We start from the raw sequence: 20,307 nt of genomic DNA on the forward strand, positions 1-20,307 counted from the left end.
CCTGTCCTCAAAACGCAACATGAGCCTTCCGGATATAAAATCATCATCCTGTCGGGAATCGGCTGGGCAATTGTTGTCCACCCCGCCTGTTTTTCTGTTCTATAATCACTCGTTTGCAGTCTCACCATTCGACCAGGTGATCCCACACTGCGGGGATGAACTGGCGCCCACCCGAGAACGAGAAAAGGATGTACGGATGACGCCACGAATTGCATTCGCCATTGTTCTTGCTTTTGCTTGTGGGGCGGCTTCGTCAGACGAATCGGCAAACCTTGCCTCGATCAGTCAGGCACCGCCCGCTTCGAGTTTGCCGCAGGCTGGAGCTGCTGCCTGGCGGCTCGACCCCGATGGAGTCCTGCCGGTCATTGAACTCGCCGCACCGACACAGCTTCCCGAAACCATTGATCTGACTGCGCAGCCAGAGGAAATTTTCCATCGAATGCGGCAGGGCTTCTCGATGCCCAACATCAATAACTCGCTGGTTCTGCATCATCAGCAGTGGTATCTGAATCATCCGGAATCGCTGCGCCGCATGGTCGAGCGCAGCAGCCGCTACCTGCATCACATCGTCGAGGAAATCGAAAAGCGCGGCATGCCGATGGAGCTTGCCCTGCTACCGATGGTAGAGAGCGCTTACAATCCGACCGCGTACTCGCGCAGCCATGCTTCCGGTCTGTGGCAGTTCGTTCCGGCAACCGGCAAGCAGTACAAGCTCGAACAGAACTGGTGGGTCGACGCTCGCCGTGACATCGTCGCTTCGACCGCGGCGGCACTCGATTACCTACAATACATCTACGATCTGCACGGCGACTGGCATCTGGCGCTGGCTTCGTACAACTGGGGCGAAGGCGCTGTCGGCAAGGCGATCAACAAGAACCGGGCCAATGGTTTGCCGACCGACTATCTGAGCCTGACGATGCCCGAGGAAACGCGGCATTACGTTCCCAAACTGCAGGCCCTGAAGAATGTCTTCAGCAATCCCAACATCCTAGCCAATCTCAATATCCGCGGTGTTCCCAACCGGCCCTATTTCACGACGGTCACCAGGACCGCCAATATCGACGTCAAGCTGGCGGCGCAGCTCGCCGAAATGCCGGTCAAGGATTTTGTCGCGCTGAATCCGGCGCACAATCGTCCGGTGATCAAGTCCGAGACGCCGATGGTGATCCCGGCCGACAAGGTCGACACCTTCATCAGCAATCTCGAGGCACACGAGGAGAGCGAGAAACCGCTTTCGTCCTGGCAGGCCTATACCCTGCGGGCGGGCGACAGGCTCGAAGAAGTCGCGCCGCGTTTCGGCATGACGGTAGCCAACCTCAAGGCGGTCAATGGCATCAACGGCAGGATCAGGCTCGCTCCGGGACTGACTCTGCTGGTCGCCGGACAGGAGGGCGCAGATCCCGCCGACCTCGCCGGACTGCCTGAACCATCACTGGTCGCAGAACAGCCGCGTCTCGCGCCGCCCGAACCCGCACCAGTCGCGGTCACGCGCACGCACACGGTACAGAAAGGAGAAACCCTGCTCAAGGTCGCCCAGCACTACGGGATGACGCTGGCTGAGCTGAAGCAGATCAACAAGTTACGCTCCGATCACGTTACCCCTGGCAGCAGGCTGGCGGTGGCAGCACCCGAGCCGAGCAAGCCGACAAGCGCTGGCCGGGCACTGGCAGAAGTCGACAGCAGGCATGTCGAGCCCCGCTCCGAACACGCGCTCATGGCTGCCGCGCGCAGCCATACCGTGCGCAAGGGCGAAACCTTGTCCGAGATTGCGAGCCGCTACGACATGAGCGTGGCCGAACTGAAGCAGCTCAACAAGCTGCGTGCCGACCAGGTGAACGCCGGCGTCAAACTGGCGGTGGCGGCACCCGAGCCCAGCAGCAAACCGGCAGCCGCGGGCCAACGCACCGTCCTCGCGGAAGTCGACAGCAAACACGCCGAGCCGACCCCCGCCGCCGCGACTCGCAGTCACACCGTTCGCAAGGGGGAAACACTGGCGCAGGTGGCGGACCGCTACGACATGAGCGTCGCCGAACTGAAGCAGCTCAACAAGCTGCGTGGCGATCAGGTGAACGCTGGCGCCAAGCTGGCGGTGGCGGCGCCCGAGCCCAGCAGCAAACCGGCAGTCGCAGGCCCACGCACCGTCCTCGCGGAAGTCGACAGCAAACGTGCCGAGCCGACCCCCGTCGCCGCGACTCGCAGTCACACTGTTCGCAAAGGGGAAACACTGGCGCAGGTGGCGGACCGCTACGACATGAGCGTCGCCGAACTGAAGCAGCTCAACAAGCTGCGTGGCGATCAGGTGAACGCTGGCGCCAAACTGGCGGTGGCGGCGCCCGAGCCAGCCAGCAAGATCCCGGCAGGAAAATCGCGAATCGATGTCGCCGAAATCGAGAGCCGGCAGGGCAAGGCCGACAGCCGCCAGACACTGGCCAAGGCCGACGCCAGGCCTGGGAAGAAGACTGAAGAGTCATCAGACCATTCCCGGCAGGCCAGCAGGAAACAGACCAAGCTCGCGCAATACACGATCCGTCGTGGCGACACGCTGGTCTCGATCGCCAAGCAGTTCCGGGTCGAAAAGGATGATCTGCTGCGCTGGAACCGTATCCACGGCAACGAGATCAAGCCTGGACAGACGCTGACCATCCAGCTCGTGCAGAACACGCTGTAAGTCACCCGTTCTCCGACAAAGCGCCGCCGTGAGGCGGCGTTTTGTCGTGCACCTTGACTATCGATACAGGTGACAGCGTACCGTATGCGTGGTCGACAGCGTGCTCGTCCCGGGATAGCGTTCGCGGCAGACGGCACTGGCCTGCCGGCAACGCGGATGGAAATGGCAACCATCTGGTGGATTGGCCGGCGAGGGGATTTCTCCCGGCAAGCGGATGAACTCCGGTTGCTCGTCCAGACGCGGACTCGGCACGGCGGACAACAGGGCGCGCGTGTAAGGGTGCTGCGGTGAACGCAGCACTTCATCGACCGTTCCCTGCTCGACGATACGGCCCAGGTACATCACCGCCACGGCGTGCGCCAGATGATCGACGACGGCGAAGTTGTGGGTGATGAACAGGTAGGCGAGCCCGAGATCGGCCTGCAAGTCGGCGAGCAGATTGAGAATCTGCGCCTGCACCGAAACGTCGAGCGCCGAGGTCGGCTCGTCGCAGACCACCAGGTCGGGCTGTACCGCCAGCGCGCGGGCAATCGCGATACGCTGCCGCTGCCCGCCGGAGAACTCGTGCGGGTAACGTCCGGCGGCCGCTGGATCGAGGCCCACCTGTTGCAGGACGGCAGCGATCGCCGCCGCGCGATCCGGCCGCTGCGGGTTGGTTCCCGGCATCGCCAGCGCGCGCATGCCCTCGCCGATGATCTCGCCGACGGCCATGCGCGGATTCAGTGAAGCGAAGGGGTCCTGGAAAATCATCTGCAGGCGCCGGCGCAGCGGCCGCAGCTCGCGGCGCGACTGGCCGACGAGTTCCTGTCCCAGCAAGCGCACGCTGCCGCCGCTGGCCGGCAGCAGTTGCAGGATCGCCTTGCCGACCGTCGTCTTGCCGCAACCGGATTCGCCGACCAGCGCCAGCGTGCGGCCGCGCGCCAGTTCGAGCGAGACGCCGTCGACGGCGCGAACGTAGCCGACGGGACGCTGCAGAAGGCCGCGCCGGATCGGGAAATGCACGCACAGATCGGCCACCGCGAGCAGCGCGGGTGTGGCCAGGGTGCCGGTGGTGCTGGCGATCACCTTTTTGCTGCCGGTGCTGTGCACGCGGCCCTGTTCGTCATCGAGGTGGCAGCGGACGCGATGATCCGGACCCACCTCCCGCCACTGCGGTGCTTCCTGGCGGCACAGATCCCAGGCGTGCGCACAGCGCGCGGCGAAGCGACAGCCGCCGGGCATGGCCGATAGTGGCGGCACCTGCCCGGGAATCGTTTCCAGGCGGCCGCCACGCCGCGCCAGGTTGGGCAGGGCGGCGAACAGCTTCTGCGTATAGGGATGGCGTGGAGAGGCAAAGAAGGCAGCGCGCGGCGCCTCTTCGACGATCTCGCCGGCGTACATGACGCCGACGCGGGTCGCCATCTGCGCGACGACGCCGAGGTCGTGGGTGATCAGCAACATACCCATCGCCCGTTCGGCCTGCAAACGCCGCAGCAGTTCGAGGATCTGCGCCTGAATGGTGACGTCGAGCGCCGTCGTCGGCTCGTCGGCGATCAACAGGCACGGATTGCCGGCCAGCGCAACGGCAATCATCACCCGCTGTTTCATGCCGCCCGAGAGCTGGAAGGGATACTCGCCGAGGCGGCGTTCGGGGTCGGCAATGCCGACCGCCGTCAGCAGTTCGAGCGAACGCGCACGCATTGTCTGCCCAGCCAGACCGAGGTGGTGTTCGAGTACTTCGGCCATCTGGCGACCAACGGTCAACACCGGATTGAGGCTGGTCGCCGGTTCCTGGAAGATCATCGCCATGCCGCCACCGCGAACGCCGCGCATATCGGCTTCCGGCAGCCGCAGCAGGTCACGGCCGGTGAATGATACTTCGCCGCCGAGAATCCGCCCGGCGGCCGGCAGCAGCCGCAGCAGTGCCAGCGCCGTCGCCGACTTGCCGCAACCGGACTCACCGAGCAGCGCCAGCGTCTCGCCGGCTGCGACCTCGAAAGCAATGCCTTCGACCGCCGCCAACAGCGAACGCCCGCTGGCAAAAGCGATCGAGAGATCACGCACTTCGAGCAAGCGTTTTTCGTTCACGGTGGTTTCCTGGCTCATGCCGACCCCGCCAGGCGGGGATCGAAAGCGTCGCGCATGGCGTCGGCCAGCAGGTTGGCTGCGAGCACCAGCGTGAACATGAAAACGAAAGCTGCCGCCAGCGACCACCACACCATCGGTTCGCGGGCCAGCTCCAGGCGGGCATTGTTGATCATCGTTCCGAAGCTGATCATCGTCGGATCGACGCCGATGCCGACGTAGGAAAGCACCGCCTCGGCGAGCACCAGGCTCGAAAAATCCATCACCAGCGCGATGATCACGATGTGCATCAGGTTGGGGAGGATGTGCCGCGCGATGATGCGCAGGTCGGAAACACCAAAGGCCTGCGCCGCCTGGATGTACTCGAGTTCGCGCAGCTTCAGCGTCTCGCCGCGCAGCAGGCGGCACAGCCCGGTCCAACTGGTCACCCCGAGAATGCAGCAGAGTGCCAGCAGGCGCAGGTCGGCGCGCTCGGCGGCAGTCGCAAACCATTGCGGATGCGTGTCGATCAGCACCTGCATCATCAGCACCGCGGCGGCGATCAGCAGCACGCCGGGAATCGAACTCAAGGTCGTGTACAGGTACTGGATCAGGTCATCGATCCAGCCGCGGAAGTAGCCGGCGACGATGCCGAGAAAGATCGCCACCGGCAGCATCACCAGCGTCGTCACCAGGCCGATGACCAGGGCCGTGCGAACGCTCTTGAGCACCTGATAAAGGACGTCCTGGCCGACCTTGTCGGTGCCGAAGACGTGGTAATCGCTGGCCAGAATCGCCAGCGGCAGGCCGCACAGCAGCAGCGCGGCGATCGCGGCGAGCACCGCATTGCAGGCCAGATCACTCTCGTTGTGCCAGATGCGCCGCCACGCTTGCCGGTGCGAGCAGTTCTGGCGACGCGCCAGGAGAGCCGCGGTGGCTGCCGCCAGCATCCACCAGACGAGCATTGCGAGGCCGAGCGCGCGCAATACGCGTTCAGCGACGTCGGCATCGCGGCGTGCCTCGTCGCTACCCAGATGCGCGCCGCCATGCTTCAGCCGCGGGTAGTCGCGGCTTTGCCGAAGCTGGCCATCGGCATCGCGGATCTCGATCGATTCCTTGGCGTGCGCACGCGTCGCCAGAGGTTCCGAATAGGTTTTTTCGGTACGCGTGCGCAGCGGCGTCAGGAGGAAGTCGAGCAGCGACAGCACTTCGACGGAATAGACCGCAGTTTTCTCGCTGCTGGTGCCGGTGCCGCGGCCGGCGCTATCTTCGAGGCGCGGCCGATAGTGGAGCGAATCGAGCAGGCCGATGCAGACGAAGACCAGCAATACCGTTGCCGATGCCATTCCCGCCCGGCTCCGGCCGACCCGCTGCCAGGCGGCGCGCAACAGCGGATTGCGCCGGGAGAGCCAGCCGAGCACGCTCGCCGCCAGTACCAGCAGCCAGATCAGCACGTCCGACCAGAGTACGACAGGTGTCATCATTGGAAGCGAATCCGCGGGTCGACGAGAGTGTAGGAGAGATCGGTGAGGATCAGTCCGACGATGTACAACACCGAGCCGATGAACACCATCGCGCGCACGACGGCGAAGTCCTGCGCGTTGATCGCGTCGATGGTGTAACTGCCGAGGCCGGGGATGCCGAAGAACGATTCGGTGAGCAGCGAGCCCATGAACAGCAGTGGAATCACCACCACCACGCCGGTCAGGATCGGAATCATGGCGTTCTGCAGGACATGCCGGAAGAGCACGGCCGCTTCGGCAAGCCCCTTGGCACGCGCGGTGCGGACGTAGTCCTTGGAGATTTCCTCGAGGAAGATCGTGCGGTACCAGCGCGTCGAGGAACCGATGCCGGAGATGACGCCGATCAGCACCGGCAGGATCAGGAACTTCCAGGCTTCGAGGCCGCCGCCATAACCCGAGATCGGCACCAGCCGCCAGAGCTTGCTGACCAGATACTGGCCGCCGATGATGTAGAAGAGGCCCGAGATCGACATCATCGCGACGCACAGGACGACGCCCCAGAAATCGAGATAGCTGGCACGGAAGAAGGTCAGCAGCAAGGCAAACGAGACCGTCACCAGCAGGCCGAGAATGAAGGTCGGCAGGGCGATGGCCAGCGACGGGCCCATCCGCGAGACGATTTCCCTGGCAATGTCGCGACCGTCCTCGGCGCGCCCGAAATCGGCGGCGAACATGCGCGCCGACTTGGCGAAGAAGATGGTATCGGTGAACACCGCACTGCCGGTGGCCGCCGGGTTGATGAACAGCGGCTTGTCGTAACCGCGTTCGGCTTTCCAGCGCTCGATGGCTTCCGGCGTCACGCGCTTGACGCCAAGCTGCATGCGTGCCATGTCGTCGGGCGTGTTGACCACGAAGAACAGCGCGAAGGTGATCAGGTTGACGCCGATCAGGATCGGCACCGCGTAGAGCAGACGGCGAATGAGATAGGCAAGCATGGTTATCGTGAAAGTGGCTGTGGCGGGGTCATCAACGGATTCATCCGCGTGCCGTACTGCGCTCGCGGCGGCGATAGCCGAGCGCCGCCGGCAGGAGCACGGCCAGGAGCAGAACGGCCATTGCCGCCAGCGGCCAGAGTACCGGTCGATTCCATTCCTGCCGCAAGCGCTGCCGCTCGGCGACGTCGATACGCTGGTATTTCAGCGTATTGTGGCCGACCTCGGTCGGTTTGCGATTCTTGAGCCAGACATGGCTCAGCGTATAACTCGTCGGGTGAAAGCCGTAGATCCACGGCGCATCGTGCTGCAGCAGCGCTACCGCCTGGCGGATGATCGCCAGCCTCTCGACGCCTTGCGGTCCCTCGCTCTCCAGGTTCTTCATCTGTTCGAACAGTTGGTCGAACGCCGGGTTGGCATAGTTGGAGGCGTTCTCGCCGCCCTTGGCGACCTTGCTTTCGCGGCTGGCGAGCAGGAACAGGAAGTTTTCTGGGTCCGGATAATCGGCGTTCCAGCCCAGGTAGTAAAGCTGCACCGCACCCTTGCGGACCTTCTCCTGGAAGCGGTTGAAGTCGGTCGAGCGAACCACGAGCTGAATGTCGAGCTTGGCGAACTGGCGCGTCAGCCAGTCGAGTCGCGACTTGTCGCCCATGCCCCCGCTCGTGGTATCGAGATTCAGCACCAGCGGCTCGCCGGTGCTGGCATGGCGGCCATTCGGCCAGCCGGCTTCGGCGAGCAGTTTCTTCGCCACTTCGAGCGGTTTGCGCCGCGCCTGTCCGTCGACCCAGTCGTAGACTACCGGGTTGATGCCCGCTTCACCCTCGACATGACCGAAGATTCCCGGCGGCAGCGGGCCATTCGCGGCAATACCCCGGCCGTTCATGAAGATCGAGATGAATTCCTCCTGGTCGATGGCGATCGACAGCGCCTGGCGCAGCTTCGTCTGCTCTTCTGCAAGGCCACCGACGACCGGGTCGAGCATGTTGAAACCCATGTAGAAGATCGAAGCGCGCACGCTGGTCAGCAGGCGAATCCCCTTGCCGCGCATCTCGTCACTCAATTGCACGTCGCCGCCGACGCCGAGCCGAACCGCCTGATCGAAGCTGTCGGAGGAAATCCCAGAGGCGTCGTAATAGCCCTGCAGGAACTTGTTCCAGTAGGGAATGCTCTCCTTTTCACGCGAGAAGACCGCCTGGTCGATGAACGGCAGCGCCTTGCCGCAGTCGGCCAGCAACCCGTCGGTCTGGTCTTCTGGGTCGCCCTGGCAGGGATAGGCCTCGCCATGGAAGTTCGGGTTGCGTTCGAGGAGCATGCGGCTGTTCGGATTGTTCTGCGTCAGCATGAACGGGCCGGTGCCGACCGGATACCAGTCGAGGGTCAGGTTCTTCGCGGCCATTCCGGGTTGATGGTAGAAACGGTCGACCTCGCGCGGCACCGGCGCGAAGAAGGGCATCGCCAGCCAGTACACGAACTGCGGATACTTGCCGCGCAGGGTGATGCGATAGGTATGGCGGTCGACCCGCGTGACGCCGCTGAGCGCAAAGCGGTCGAGATCGATCCAGGCGTCGGGTGGCAGCGTCCTGGCCTCTGCCTGCAGCGCGGCGCCGAGTTCGCGCAGGCCGACGATGCGCTCGGCCATCATCCCGAAGATCGGCGAATGCAGGCGTGGATGCGCGAGGCGCTTGATCTCGTAGATGTAATCGTCGGCGACCAGCTCGCGACTGGCCGTCATTCTGAAATCGGCAATCGTCTCGATGCCGCGCAGTTGTTCGCTGTCGAGATCCCGATACAGCGGCTGGCCGGTGGCATCGCTGGCAAAGGCCGGATGCGGTTGATAACGGATGCCGGGGCGAAGGCGAATCTCGTAGACACTGTGCGCGATTGCTTCTGCCGGTGCAGTGGCCGGCAGTTCGCGACCGCTGTCGTCGTAATAACGCGGCGCCGGCACGGCATCACTGGTCAGGGGGATCAGTGTGTACGGTCGCTTCAGGTAATGGTATTGCAGCGGCGGCTCGTAGATCTGTGCGGTGAAGGTGATTTCATCCTCGGTATAGGACTGCACCGGGTCGAGATGCTTGGGCCGCTCGGTGAATGCCGAGTAGAGGATGTTCTGGCCGCGCTCGGCGCGCGGATAGGGGTCATTCTGCTCGCTCCCACAGGCCGTGAGCAGGAGCAGCAGCGACAGGAGAAAGGGGAAGCGAAAAAAAGGCATGGGCCGAAGTGTAGCGCGAAGTGGGCAGCTCTGCTGCCGAACCGATGGCCACTGGCCGTGCTGCTGGGGACACTCGGCAGGACGGGCCATGGCCGACATGCGGACACGCCGATTGCGTCACCTCCCGTCAATACCGGGATCAGCGACATGAAGGTGGTGGTGGATGCAGAGCACAGCACAGCTACTACCCTGACCTCCTGGTCAGCTGCGTTCGATGGCCTGGTAAAGCAGGCGCCTTGAGGTCCGGCAGTCGCCAGAGCAGGTGCACAGGCGGCCATGAATCGCCGGCTCAGGCAGCAATTCCTTTATAATGCGCGGGTTAAGATGATCCAGAAACACGGCAATTTTAGCCAACTTTAGTTACGGAGAACTCATGGGATTCCTCGCAGACAAGCGCATCCTGATCACTGGCGTGCTGTCGAAACACTCGATCGCCTACGGCATTGCCAGGGCCTGTCACCGCGAAGGCGCGCAACTGGCTCTCACCTATCAGAACGATCGTTTCAAGGATCGCGTCGCCAAATTCGCCAAAGAATTCGACAGCACCCTCGTCTACCCCTGTGATGTCTCAGACGACGCCGCGATCGAACAGGTTTTCGCCGATCTTGCCGAAGCATGGGAAGGCCTCGACGGTCTCGTGCATTCGATCGCCTACGCCCCCAGCGAAGCCATCGAAGGCGATTTTCTCGCCGGCATCACCCGCGACGCCTTCCGCATCGCGCATGATGTGTCGTCTTACAGCTACCCGGCGCTCGCCAAGGCTGCCCGGCCAATGCTCCTGAAAGGCAGCAAGCCAGCCTTGCTTGCACTCTCCTACCTCGGCGCCGAGCGCACCATGCCCAACTACAACACCATGGGCCTCGCCAAAGCCAGCCTCGAAGCCGCCACCCGCTACCTCGCCTTCTGCCTCGGTCCACAGGGAATCCGTGCCAACGCCATCTCGGCCGGCCCGATCAAGACGCTGGCCGCTTCAGGCGTTGGCAACTTCTCGCGCTTGCTCGCCTACAACGCGCACAACGCACCGCTGCGCCGCAACATCACCATCGACGAAGTCGGCAACGCCGCCGCCTTCATGCTCTCCGACCTCGCCAGTGGCATTACCGGCGAGATCATGTATGTCGATGGCGGACTGAACACCACGGCGCTCGGCAATCCGGAGCCGCTGCCGGGGTGAATGGCGGGTGGGGTGGCCGCCGCGAGGGCCTCGAGCTTAACGTGGCGCCATGAGGCTCAGGGCCGGATTCGTGGATTCGTGAGTCGCTGACGCGACTTTCACATTACACTACTTACTTCCTCACTCGTTACCGCGCCCGGCGCGGATCGCCATGCGCCAGTCATCCGTCGGCATCGACTCGAAGCTGCCCCAGGTCGGGACCACCATCTTTACCGTGATGTCGAAACTCGCCGCCGACTGTGGCGCGATCAATCTCTCGCAGGGCTTTCCCGATTTCCAGGCCGATCCCTCATTGTTCGACGCGACCGCGCGCGCGATGCGCGAAGGACGCAATCAATATCCGCCGATGGCCGGTGTCCCCGAGTTGCGCTCGGCGATCGCCGACAAGGTGGAAGCGTTGTACGGGGCGAGCTACGACGTCGACAGCGAAATCACCGTCACCGCAGGTGCGACGCAGGCGATCTTCACCGCGATCGCGGCCTTTGTACGTGCTGGCGACGAGGTCATCGTCTTCGAACCGGTCTATGACAGCTATCTGCCGGCGATCGAAACGGTCGGCGGCAAGGCGGTGTATGCTGCGCTCGGTTTCCCGGATTACCGGCCGGACTGGCAGCAGGTGCGTTCGCTGATCAGTCCGCAGACGCGCATGATCCTCATCAATTCGCCGCACAATCCAACCGGCAGCCTGCTTGCTGCCGACGACCTCGATCAGTTGGCTGCGCTGACCCGTGATACCGACATCGTTGTGCTCTCCGATGAGGTCTACGAACACATCGTTTTCGATGGCGTGCAGCATCAGAGCGTTGCTGCGCATCCGGAACTGGCGGCGCGCGGCATCATCGTTTCGTCTTTCGGCAAGACCTTTCACATCACCGGCTGGAAGATCGGCTACGTTCTCGGCGCCGCTGCCTTGATGGGCGAATTCCGCAAGGTGCATCAGTTCAACGTGTTTACGGTCAATACGCCATGCCAGCTCGGGATCGCCGAATACCTGCGCGACGCTGCACGCTACCTCGGTCTGGCGGCGTTCTACGAAGGCAAACGCGAGTTCTTTCGCAGCCAGTTGCATGGCTCGCGCTTCGAACTGCTGCCTTGCCGCGGCAGCTATTTTCAACTCGCTCGTTATGGCGCGATCAGCGACCTGCCGGACCGCGAGTTTGCCCGCTGGCTGACCTGCGAGGCGGGAGTGGCAGCGATCCCGGTGTCGGCTTTTCATCACGACGGTCGCGACGAGCGCGTCGTGCGCTTCTGCTTTGCCAAGCAGGAGGCGACCCTGGCCGCCGCCGGTGCAAGGCTGCGTAGCCTGTAAGGGCTGTTCACATGCGCTGGCCATTCCACCTATAATCGCGCGCCGAGTCGAGGAAGAGGGCTCGGCTTCCCGGAAACAATTTCAGAAACAACGTAAAGGATTCGCCATGAGCATGGTGCAGGAGTTCAAAGAGTTTGCCATGAAAGGCAATGTCATGGATCTCGCCGTCGGCGTGATCATTGGCGGAGCCTTTGGCAAGATTGTCGATTCGGTGGTTGCTGATCTGATCATGCCCTTCATTGCCTGGATCATGGGTGGCAAACTCGACTTCTCGGGCATGTTCCTGGTGCTCGGGACCATCCCGGAGGGTACCGCGAGGACCCTGGATGCACTCAAGAAGGCGCAGGTTCCGGTGTTCGCCTACGGCAGCTTCCTCACCATCCTGGTGAATTTCATCATTCTTGCCTTCATCATCTTCGTGATGATCAAGCAGATGAATCGTCTGAAGCGGAGCGAGCCGCCTGCCACAGCTGCGCCACCACCCGAGCCGGCCGAAGAAGTGCTGTTGCTGCGCGAGATTCGCGACAACCTGAAGAAATAGGCTAACGGTCATGGCTGTGGCGACTCGTCAATTGGACTCGTCCGTTGGCAATACCCTTGCGGGTGTCGCCGGCGATGACCAGCGTCATTTGCTCGGGGTCGATGTACTTGCGGAAAGCGGCGCTGACTTCTGACGGGGTGACGGCCATCAGCCTGGCTTCGAAGTCTTTCGAAAACTGCCAGTTGCGGCCAAGATCGAGAAAGTTCATCCAGCGGGAGGCAACCGCATTGTCCTGCGAGCGGGCGACGGCACGCTCTTGGATGATGCCCTTCCTGGCCGCGGCGACCTCTTCGCTGGTGAAACCGTCGCGGCGCGCCCGCCGCAGTTCTTCGAGGAAGGCCTGTTCGGCACGGGCCGCGTTCTGCGGAGCCACCATCACCGCCACATTCCAGCTCGACAGTGGCTGGCGGCTGCCCATCGACAGGCTCGATCCGGCGCTGTAGCTGAGGCCTTCCTTCTGGCGCAGGCGATCGACCATGCGGCTCGACAGGCCGGAATGACCGCCGAAGATATCATTCGCGACGTACAGGGCGGCAGCGTCGGGATCGTCGTCGCGCAGCCGGATGTCGATGCGCGCGCGCAGGAAAGCGTTTTCTTTGTCGGGCGTGTCGATCACGATCCGCTGCGCTGGCACGCTGCGGTATTCGCGATCGAGGCGTTGATACGGCGATCTTGAGACGTGCTCCGGGAATAGCCTCAGCAGTTCGTCATTGATCACTTTTTCATTGAAATCGCCGACGATGGCGATCTCGCCGCGGGCGGTTCCGATGAGGTCGCGCTGATAGCGGATGACCTCGTCCAGGGTCACCTGGCGTAGCTGTTGGATGCGTTCCTGCAGTGAGGCATGGTAACGGGGATCGCCAGGCGGATAGGTGTTGAAGTGCGTGTTCAGGGTGTCGTTCGACAATGTTTCCGGATTGTCGAGCTGGGATTGCAGTGTGGTCAGCATCTCCCGGCGAAGTTCCTCGAACTCGGCTGGCGGGAAACTGGGATCCTGGAGTAGTTGCGCAACCAGTTCCAGCGCCTCGGGCAGCTTGTCGTGGGTCGTTTCAAAGTTCGTCAGGCGGCCTTGAACTTTCAAACGTGTGAGTTGGTCGGCAATCTGCTGGCGGCTCAGGCGGCTGGTGCCGCGGGAGAGCATGGCAATCGCCAGCGTGCCGGCAATGTTGCGGTTCTGCAGCGAGCTTTCGTCACCCCAGCGGAAGCTCATCGCCACGTTCACGGTTTGCCCACGGTTCCTTTTCGGCAACAGCGCAAGCTTCAGATCGCCGAAGGTCTGCAGGCGGGTGCGTCGATCGAGATTCTCGTAGGAGGGATCGAAAGTCTCGCCGACATCGCCATTTTTCTGCGGCTTGAAATTGGCCAGCAGCTCGGCTGCGTTCGGTGCCTGGGGAACCTCGGCGCGTTGTGGAGAATCGTCGGGAATGAAGGTGCCGAGGACGCGGTTGTCGCGAACGAAGTACTTGGCAGCGGCAGCGTCGAGCTGTGTCGTCCTGATCTGGTCGAGTTGATCCCGGCCGTAAAAGAAGAGCCGCCAGTCACCGAGCGCAATGTACTCTGACAGCATCACCGCGAAGGCCTCCGGATCGGCCAGAGCCCGTTCGTAGGCGGTGCGTGACTGTTCGACCGCACGATCGAGTTCAGCGGCGGTTGCGGCTTCCTTGGCGAAGCCGCCCTCGATCACCTCGATCATCTTGTCGCGAACACGATCGAGTGCTTCGCCCTTGTGGAGCAGCGCGCCGAAGACCACAAAGCCAGGCTCGCGCGCGTCGATGCCATAGGAAAACACCTGTGTCGCCAGTCCGCTCTGCACCAGCGCCCGGTAGAGGCGACCATTCGGGGTATCACCGAGCACTTCGACAGCCATGCCGATGGCTTCAGAGTCAGGATGCAGGCTGGACGGCGTGCGGTAGGCGAGGGTCACGAGCTGTACCTCGCCCTTGCGTCGGATCGTGAATTGGCGCTCGCCATCGGCCGTCGGTTCGACCGTCCATTGCTTTGGCAGTACGCGTGTAGGTTTCGGCAGTTTGCCAAAGGTGGCGGCAATCGCGCGGAGGGCCTGGTGCTCGTCGAACTTGCCGGCCACCGTCAATACGGCGTTGTCGGGCTGGTAATATTTTCGGTAGAAAGCCTGCAGGTTTTCTATTTTGACGTTCTCGATGTCGCTGCGCGCACCGATCGTGCTGTTGCCGTAATTGTGCCAGTCAAAGAGCATAGACTGCATGCGCTTCAACATCACGCTGGACGGATTGTTTTCGCCCATCTCGAATTCATTGCGCACGACACTCATTTCGCTGTCGAGGTCTTTCCTGGCGATGAACGAGTTGACCATCGCGTCGGCGCTCCACGCGAGAGCCCACTTGAGGTTGTCTTCGCTGGCCGGGAAGGTGAGATAGTAATTCGTCCGATCGAGCCAGGTGCTGCCGTTGATCTCGAAGCCGCGCGCCTTGAATTGCCGGGCCGGATCGACGAAATTCTTTGATCCCTTGAAGATCAGATGTTCGAGCAGATGTGCCATGCCCGTCTCGCCATAGTTCTCCTGGTGCGAACCGACCAGATAGGTGACGTTGACGGTGGCAGTGGGTTTGGCCGCATCGGGAAAAAGGATGCAGCGCAGGCCATTGGCCAGGCGGTACTCGCTGATGCCTTCGACGGTGGCCAGCTTGTCGACGCCGGCTGGCAGTGGCGTCGAAGCGGATTGCCTGGCCTCAGCGGTCGGCGGCAGCAGGCTCAGCGTCAGCCACGACAACAGGCATGCCAGAGTTTTCATCCAACGATTCATCACGACCACTCCAAGAGATGCGCAGTTTGCTGTCTGCAGCCTGGCAGGAAGTGCCGGTGGCACGATTATAGCTTGCCAGAACGAGAACGGCCCGCTCAGAGGGAGGGCTGGGCGGGCCGGGTACAACGATCACTGTCACGCGGGGGAGGGGGAGGGGGGAGGGCGTGACAGCGACGAAACAGAGAATAGCTAATGCGGACCCGGTAATCTGTTGCTTCTCTGTCCCTGTTGTGTAACGGGGTGTGATCTGCCCAGCGATCGCTGCGAATGATGCGGGACGGGTTTTCGATCGAGCGCCGATGACTATCGTCGCTGCTGCTGTCGATTGCTATTGCCTTTTCCCCATTGAAGCTGGCATTATTCTGTCGTCAAGTCGCAGTGTCCTACCTGCGCTATCGGTCGCCGGCCAATCGTGCGGCGAGTTCGGGTCAATAAAGCAACAAAGGAGCGGGCAATGACTCAGGAAAAGGAAGACATCGGTGTAGCGACAGTCGTGCTGGAGCGCTTGGAAAAGGAACGCTTGCCCAGAGCGCTCGATCTGAAAGCAAAGGTGGACGCGGGTGAGTGCCTCGACGACATGGACATCGCCTTTCTGGAGCGTGTATTTGCCGATTCCGAAGAAGTGAAACCCATCCTCGGTCGGCACCCCGAATATCAGGATCTGGCGGCAAGAATGGCCAGTCTCTACGAAGAGATCACCGCCAAGGCGCTTGAGAACGAGAAGTCCGCCTGACGGTAGTCGTGGTGCGGTGCGGGCAAGCGCTTAAACCTTCATCCTGTCGACACTGGCTTTCAGGCTTCTGGCCAGTTGTTCGAGGCTGCTTGCGGAACGGGATACTTCCCTGGCCGGGGCGCCATTGTCTTCAATCCTCTGTGTGGCATCAATCATGGTGGCGATTTCCTGAGTGGAAACCGTCGTCCGTTCAGCAGAATTGTAGCGGTCCGTGAATTCTTATCGTTCCTTTACAGGCGGCAAGGCTCTTCTTAGACCATCTTGATGTTCCGATGTCTAATATTCTTCTGGTCGACACACTGATACGGAGGAATGTAATGGACATCGTCTATCTAGCCGCTCTCGCTGCCCTGTTCGGCGTCGCTGTGGCTCTGGTCAAGGGCTTCGCGCGACTTGCGGGGAGAAGCGCATGAACCTGCTGACGCTGTTGGCCGGGCTTGCCGCTGCTGGCCTGTTGATCTACCTGATTGCGGCGCTGCTGTTTTCGGAGGATTTTTCATGAGCAACCATGCCTGGTTGTTGCTCGGTCTGTATCTGGGCATTCTGCTGCTTCTGGTCAGACCGCTGGGAATTTACATCGCCAGGGTAATGATGATGGAAAATCGCGTGACCTTGGTCACCCGATTCGAAGACACGCTATTCCGGATGTGTGGCATCGAGCGTAAAGAAGACATGGGCTGGCTGAAATACTCTTTCGCCGTGTTGCTGTTCAACGCGCTCGGCCTGCTGACCGTCTATGCCCTGCAGCGCCTGCAGGTCTGGCTACCGTTGAATCCGCAGGCCATGGCCAATGTCAGCCCGGATTCCGCGTTCAACACGGCGGTCAGTTTCGTCACCAATACCAACTGGCAGGGGTACGGTGGTGAATCGACAATGGGCTACCTGACGCAGATGCTGGGCCTGACGGTGCAGAACTTCCTTTCAGCGGCCACCGGCATTGTCGTCGTCATTGCCCTGATTCGCGGTTTTGTGCGGCATGTTTCGGCGGGCATCGGTAATGCGTGGGTGGACCTGTTGCGCGTTACCCTCTGGATTCTTCTGCCGCTGTCGTCGCTTTTCGCGCTGTTTCTGGCGAGCCAGGGCGTAATCCAGAATTTTGCTGCCTACCAGGATGTGAGCACGCTGGAAGTCACGAAATACGACAATCCGAAGCTCGACGCCGCTGCTCAGCCGCTCAGGGATGAAAAGGGCAACGCCATAACCGAGCCGGCGACGACATCGACCCAGACCTTGCCGATGGGTCCGGTTGCCTCGCAGGAGGCGATCAAAATGATTGGCACCAACGGCGGCGGTTTCTTCAATGCCAACTCGGCGCATCCCTTTGAGAATCCGACGCCATTGGTCAACTTCCTGCAAATGCTGTCGATTTTCCTGATTCCCGGAGCGCTGTGCATTGCCTTCGGTTGCATCGTTGGCGACGAACGCCAGGGCTGGACGGTGCTGGCCGCGATGACGGTACTCTTCGTCACCTTTGCCATCGCAGCGATCTGTTTCGAGCAACAGGGCAACCCGCTGCTGGCGAAGGTCGCCACCGGCGATACCCTCGTAAGCACCACGGCATTGGCCGACGGCAACATGGAAGGCAAGGAGACACGCTTTGGCATCGCCGACTCCGCTTTGTTTGCCACCATCACCACCGCTGCCTCGTGCGGCGCCGTGAATTCGATGCACGACTCCTTTACGCCCTTGGGAGGTCTGGTGCCACTGGTCAATATGCAACTCGGTGAAGTGGTGTTCGGCGGCGTCGGTTCCGGCCTCTACGGCATGCTGGTCTTCGCCGTTCTGGCGGTATTCATCGCTGGCCTGATGATTGGACGTACACCGGAATACCTGGGCAAAAAGATCGAGTCGCACGAGATGAAGATGACCTCGATCGCCATCCTCGTCACCCCCCTGCTGGTTCTCGTCGGCACCGCCATTGCGGTGATGACCGAAGCCGGTCGTGCCGGCATCGCCAATCCGGGCGCGCATGGCTTTTCCGAAATCCTCTATGCCCTATCGTCGGCAGCCAACAATAACGGCAGCGCCTTCGCCGGGCTGTCCGCCAATACGCCCTTCTACAACGTCCTGCTGGCCGTGGCGATGTGGTTTGGCCGCTTTGGCGTGATCCTGCCGGTGTTGGCCATGGCCGGGTCGCTGGCGGCCAAGAAGCGGGTTGCCGCCACTGCCGGCACGCTGCCGACGCACGGCCCGCTGTTCGTCACGCTGTTGATTGGCTCCGTGTTGCTGGTCGGACTGCTCAACTATGTACCCGCGCTGGCGCTCGGTCCGCTGGTCGAACACCTGGTGTTGTGGCCTGCCCGTTGATTGACTGGAGAATTCGATGACTCGCAAGACCTTTTCCCTGTTCGACCCGGCGCTGCTCAAGCCGGCCATCGCCGACTCGTTCCGCAAGCTGAACCCGCGCGTGCAATGGCGCAATCCAGTGATGTTCGTGGTCTATATCGGCTCGATCCTGACGACCCTGGCATCGATTCCGGCCTTGCGCGGCCCGAGTCAGGAAGCGACTTCGTTCATTCTCGCGGTCTCGGTCTGGCTATGGTTTACGGTACTCTTCGCCAATTTCGCGGAGGCTCTTGCCGAAGGCCGCAGCAAGGCGCAGGCCGCATCGCTGCGCGGCCTCAAGAAGGAGACCTGGGCAAAGCGGCTGCATTCCCCGCACGCGGAGTCCGAATGGTACACCGTGCCTGCGGACGATCTGCGCATCGGCAACGTCGTCCTGATCACTGCCGGCGAAACCGTTCCTGCCGACGGCGAGGTCATCGAAGGGGTGGCCTCGGTGGACGAATCGGCGATTACCGGCGAATCGGCACCGGTGATCCGCGAATCCGGCGGCGACTTTTCGGCGGTCACCGGCGGCACGCGCGTACTCTCCGACTGGCTGGTGGTGCGCGTCACCGTCAATCCCGGTGAGACCTTCGTCGACCGCATGATCGCCATGGTCGAAACCGCCAAACGGCAGAAGACGCCGAACGAGATCGCACTGACCATCCTGCTGGCGGCATTGACCATCGTCTTCCTGGGCGTCACCGCGACCCTGCTGCCGTTCTCCCAGTTCAGCGTGACGGTGGCCGGATCGGGCTCGCCGGTCAGCATCACCGTCCTCATCGCGCTGCTGGTGTGCCTGATTCCGACGACCATCGCCGGCCTGCTTTCCGCCGTCGGCGTTGCCGGCATGAGCCGCATGATGCAAGCCAACGTCATCGCCACCTCGGGCCGCGCCGTCGAAGCCGCTGGCGACGTCGACGTGCTGCTGCTCGACAAGACCGGCACGATCACGCTCGGCAATCGCCAGGCCGCGGCCTTCCTGCCCGCCGACGGTGTCAACGAGGCAGAACTCGGCGACGCCGCGCAACTGGCGTCGCTCGCCGACGAAACGCCGGAGGGTCGCAGCATCGTCGTCCTCGCCAAGCAGCGCTTCAACCTGCGCGAGCGCGACGTGCACGCGCTTGAAGCACAGTTCGTGCATTTCTCGGCGCAGACGCGGATGAGCGGCGTCGATGTGCCTGGCCGGCAAATTCGCAAGGGGGCGACCGACGCCATCCGCCAGCATGTCGAGGCCATCGGTGGCGCCATGCCGGTGTCGGTGCTGACGGCGGTCGAGGCGGCGGCGCGGCGTGGCAGCACGCCGCTGGTCGTGGCCGACGGCACGCGCGTGCTCGGCGTCGTCGAGTTGAAGGACATCGTCAAGGGCGGCATCAAGGAGCGTTTCGCCGAACTCCGCCAGATGGGGATCAAGACGGTGATGATCACCGGCGACAACCGCCTGACCGCCGCGGCGATTGCCGCCGAGGCAGGCGTCGATGACTTTCTCGCCGAGGCGACGCCGGAAGCCAAGCTGGCGCTGATCCGCCAGTACCAGGGCGAGGGCCGCCTGGTCGCGATGACCGGCGACGGTACCAACGATGCGCCGGCGCTGGCGCAAGCGGACGTCGCCGTGGCCATGAACTCCGGCACCCAGGCCGCCAAGGAAGCCGGCAACATGGTTGACCTCGACTCCAATCCGACCAAACTGATCGAAGTCGTCGAGACCGGCAAACAGATGCTGATGACGCGTGGCGCCCTGACCACCTTCAGCGTTGCCAACGACGTCGCCAAGTATTTCGCCATCGTTCCAGCCGCCTTCGTCACTACCTACCCGGCGCTCTCGGCGCTCAACGTGATGGGACTGGCGAGCCCAGCCTCGGCGATTCTCTCGGCGGTCATCTTCAACGCCCTGATCATCATCGCGCTGATTCCGCTGGCCCTCAAAGGCATCCGCTATCACGCCGTCGGCGCCGCCAGCTTGCTGCGTCGCAACCTGGCGATCTACGGACTCGGTGGTCTCGTCGCCCCCTTTATCGGTATCAAGCTGATCGACATGGCGCTGGCCGCCGCCGGTCTGGCCTGA

General features: G+C 62.5%; 14 protein-coding genes. 8 read left to right on the plus strand and 6 right to left on the minus strand.

Features of this window, described 5'->3' with window-relative positions; genetic code table 11:
• Nucleotides 1-196: 196 nt before the first annotated feature.
• Complete coding sequence (locus V5B59_RS25355; RefSeq protein ID WP_332352507.1) at nt 197-2,668, plus strand: lytic transglycosylase; 2,472 nt, start codon at nt 197-199, stop codon at nt 2,666-2,668.
• 57 nt (nt 2,669-2,725) lie between these two features.
• On the opposite strand, the gene V5B59_RS25360 is transcribed toward V5B59_RS25355, so the two are convergent.
• The 4 genes from V5B59_RS25360 to V5B59_RS25375 are packed head-to-tail and all read right to left on the minus strand — an operon-like array spanning nt 2,726 to nt 9,378.
• On the minus strand, nt 2,726-4,735 hold the full coding sequence (locus tag V5B59_RS25360; protein ID WP_372703810.1) for an ABC transporter ATP-binding protein: 2,010 nt from the start codon (nt 4,733-4,735) through the stop codon (nt 2,726-2,728).
• 14 nt (nt 4,736-4,749) lie between these two features.
• Nucleotides 4,750-6,195, minus strand: coding sequence for an ABC transporter permease (locus V5B59_RS25365; RefSeq protein WP_372703811.1), 1,446 nt, complete (start codon nt 6,193-6,195; stop codon nt 4,750-4,752).
• Nucleotides 6,192-7,169, minus strand: coding sequence for an ABC transporter permease (locus V5B59_RS25370; protein ID WP_169071709.1), 978 nt, complete (start codon nt 7,167-7,169; stop codon nt 6,192-6,194). Before V5B59_RS25370 ends, V5B59_RS25365 begins: the two co-directional genes overlap by 4 nt.
• 40 nt (nt 7,170-7,209) lie before the next feature.
• Nucleotides 7,210-9,378 (minus strand): ABC transporter substrate-binding protein, encoded by a 2,169-nt coding sequence (locus tag V5B59_RS25375; RefSeq protein ID WP_332352508.1) that lies wholly within the window; start codon nt 9,376-9,378, stop codon nt 7,210-7,212.
• 373 nt (nt 9,379-9,751) lie between these two features.
• Here V5B59_RS25375 and fabI point away from each other — a divergent pair, with 373 nt between their 5' ends.
• From fabI to mscL, 3 genes are all read left to right on the plus strand, one after another.
• Nucleotides 9,752-10,552 carry an enoyl-ACP reductase FabI gene (fabI, locus tag V5B59_RS25380; RefSeq protein WP_034919667.1) on the plus strand — a complete coding sequence of 267 codons (801 nt, stop codon included), beginning with the start codon at nt 9,752-9,754 and terminating at the stop codon, nt 10,550-10,552.
• Between the two features lie 151 nt (nt 10,553-10,703).
• Nucleotides 10,704-11,861: a pyridoxal phosphate-dependent aminotransferase gene (locus tag V5B59_RS25385; RefSeq protein ID WP_034919669.1), complete on the plus strand. Its 1,158-nt coding sequence runs from the start codon at nt 10,704-10,706 to the stop codon at nt 11,859-11,861.
• Between the two features lie 106 nt (nt 11,862-11,967).
• Nucleotides 11,968-12,402 (plus strand): large conductance mechanosensitive channel protein MscL, encoded by a 435-nt coding sequence (gene mscL / locus V5B59_RS25390; RefSeq protein ID WP_169071710.1) that lies wholly within the window; start codon nt 11,968-11,970, stop codon nt 12,400-12,402.
• A 1-nt stretch (nt 12,403) separates the two neighbouring features.
• Here mscL and V5B59_RS25395 read toward each other — a convergent pair whose 3' ends face one another.
• Nucleotides 12,404-15,172, minus strand: a complete 2,769-nt coding sequence (locus tag V5B59_RS25395; protein WP_248595039.1) for a M16 family metallopeptidase — start codon at nt 15,170-15,172, stop codon at nt 12,404-12,406.
• Between the two features lie 466 nt (nt 15,173-15,638).
• Here V5B59_RS25395 and V5B59_RS25400 point away from each other — a divergent pair, with 466 nt between their 5' ends.
• On the plus strand, nt 15,639-15,917 hold the full coding sequence (locus tag V5B59_RS25400) for a hypothetical protein (RefSeq protein WP_169071712.1): 279 nt from the start codon (nt 15,639-15,641) through the stop codon (nt 15,915-15,917).
• 30 nt (nt 15,918-15,947) lie between these two features.
• Here V5B59_RS25400 and V5B59_RS25405 read toward each other — a convergent pair whose 3' ends face one another.
• Nucleotides 15,948-16,073 carry a hypothetical protein gene (locus V5B59_RS25405; protein ID WP_256436018.1) on the minus strand — a complete coding sequence of 42 codons (126 nt, stop codon included), beginning with the start codon at nt 16,071-16,073 and terminating at the stop codon, nt 15,948-15,950.
• Nucleotides 16,074-16,326: 253 nt separating this feature from the next.
• Here V5B59_RS25405 and V5B59_RS25410 point away from each other — a divergent pair, with 253 nt between their 5' ends.
• Genes V5B59_RS25410 through kdpB form a run of 3 tightly spaced genes read left to right on the plus strand, consistent with a single transcriptional unit; the run spans nt 16,327 to nt 20,307 of the window.
• Entirely contained in the window at nt 16,327-16,419 is a 93-nt protein-coding gene (locus V5B59_RS25410; protein WP_169071713.1) for a potassium-transporting ATPase subunit F, read from the plus strand.
• Nucleotides 16,416-18,224: a potassium-transporting ATPase subunit KdpA gene (gene kdpA, locus V5B59_RS25415; RefSeq protein WP_169071714.1), complete on the plus strand. Its 1,809-nt coding sequence runs from the start codon at nt 16,416-16,418 to the stop codon at nt 18,222-18,224. Before V5B59_RS25410 ends, kdpA begins: the two co-directional genes overlap by 4 nt.
• 16 nt (nt 18,225-18,240) lie before the next feature.
• Nucleotides 18,241-20,307 (plus strand): potassium-transporting ATPase subunit KdpB, encoded by a 2,067-nt coding sequence (kdpB, locus tag V5B59_RS25420; protein WP_169071715.1) that lies wholly within the window; start codon nt 18,241-18,243, stop codon nt 20,305-20,307.

Origin of the sequence: Candidatus Accumulibacter contiguus (assembly GCF_036625285.1) — a bacterium.
Lineage (GTDB): Bacteria > Pseudomonadota > Gammaproteobacteria > Burkholderiales > Rhodocyclaceae > Accumulibacter > Accumulibacter contiguus.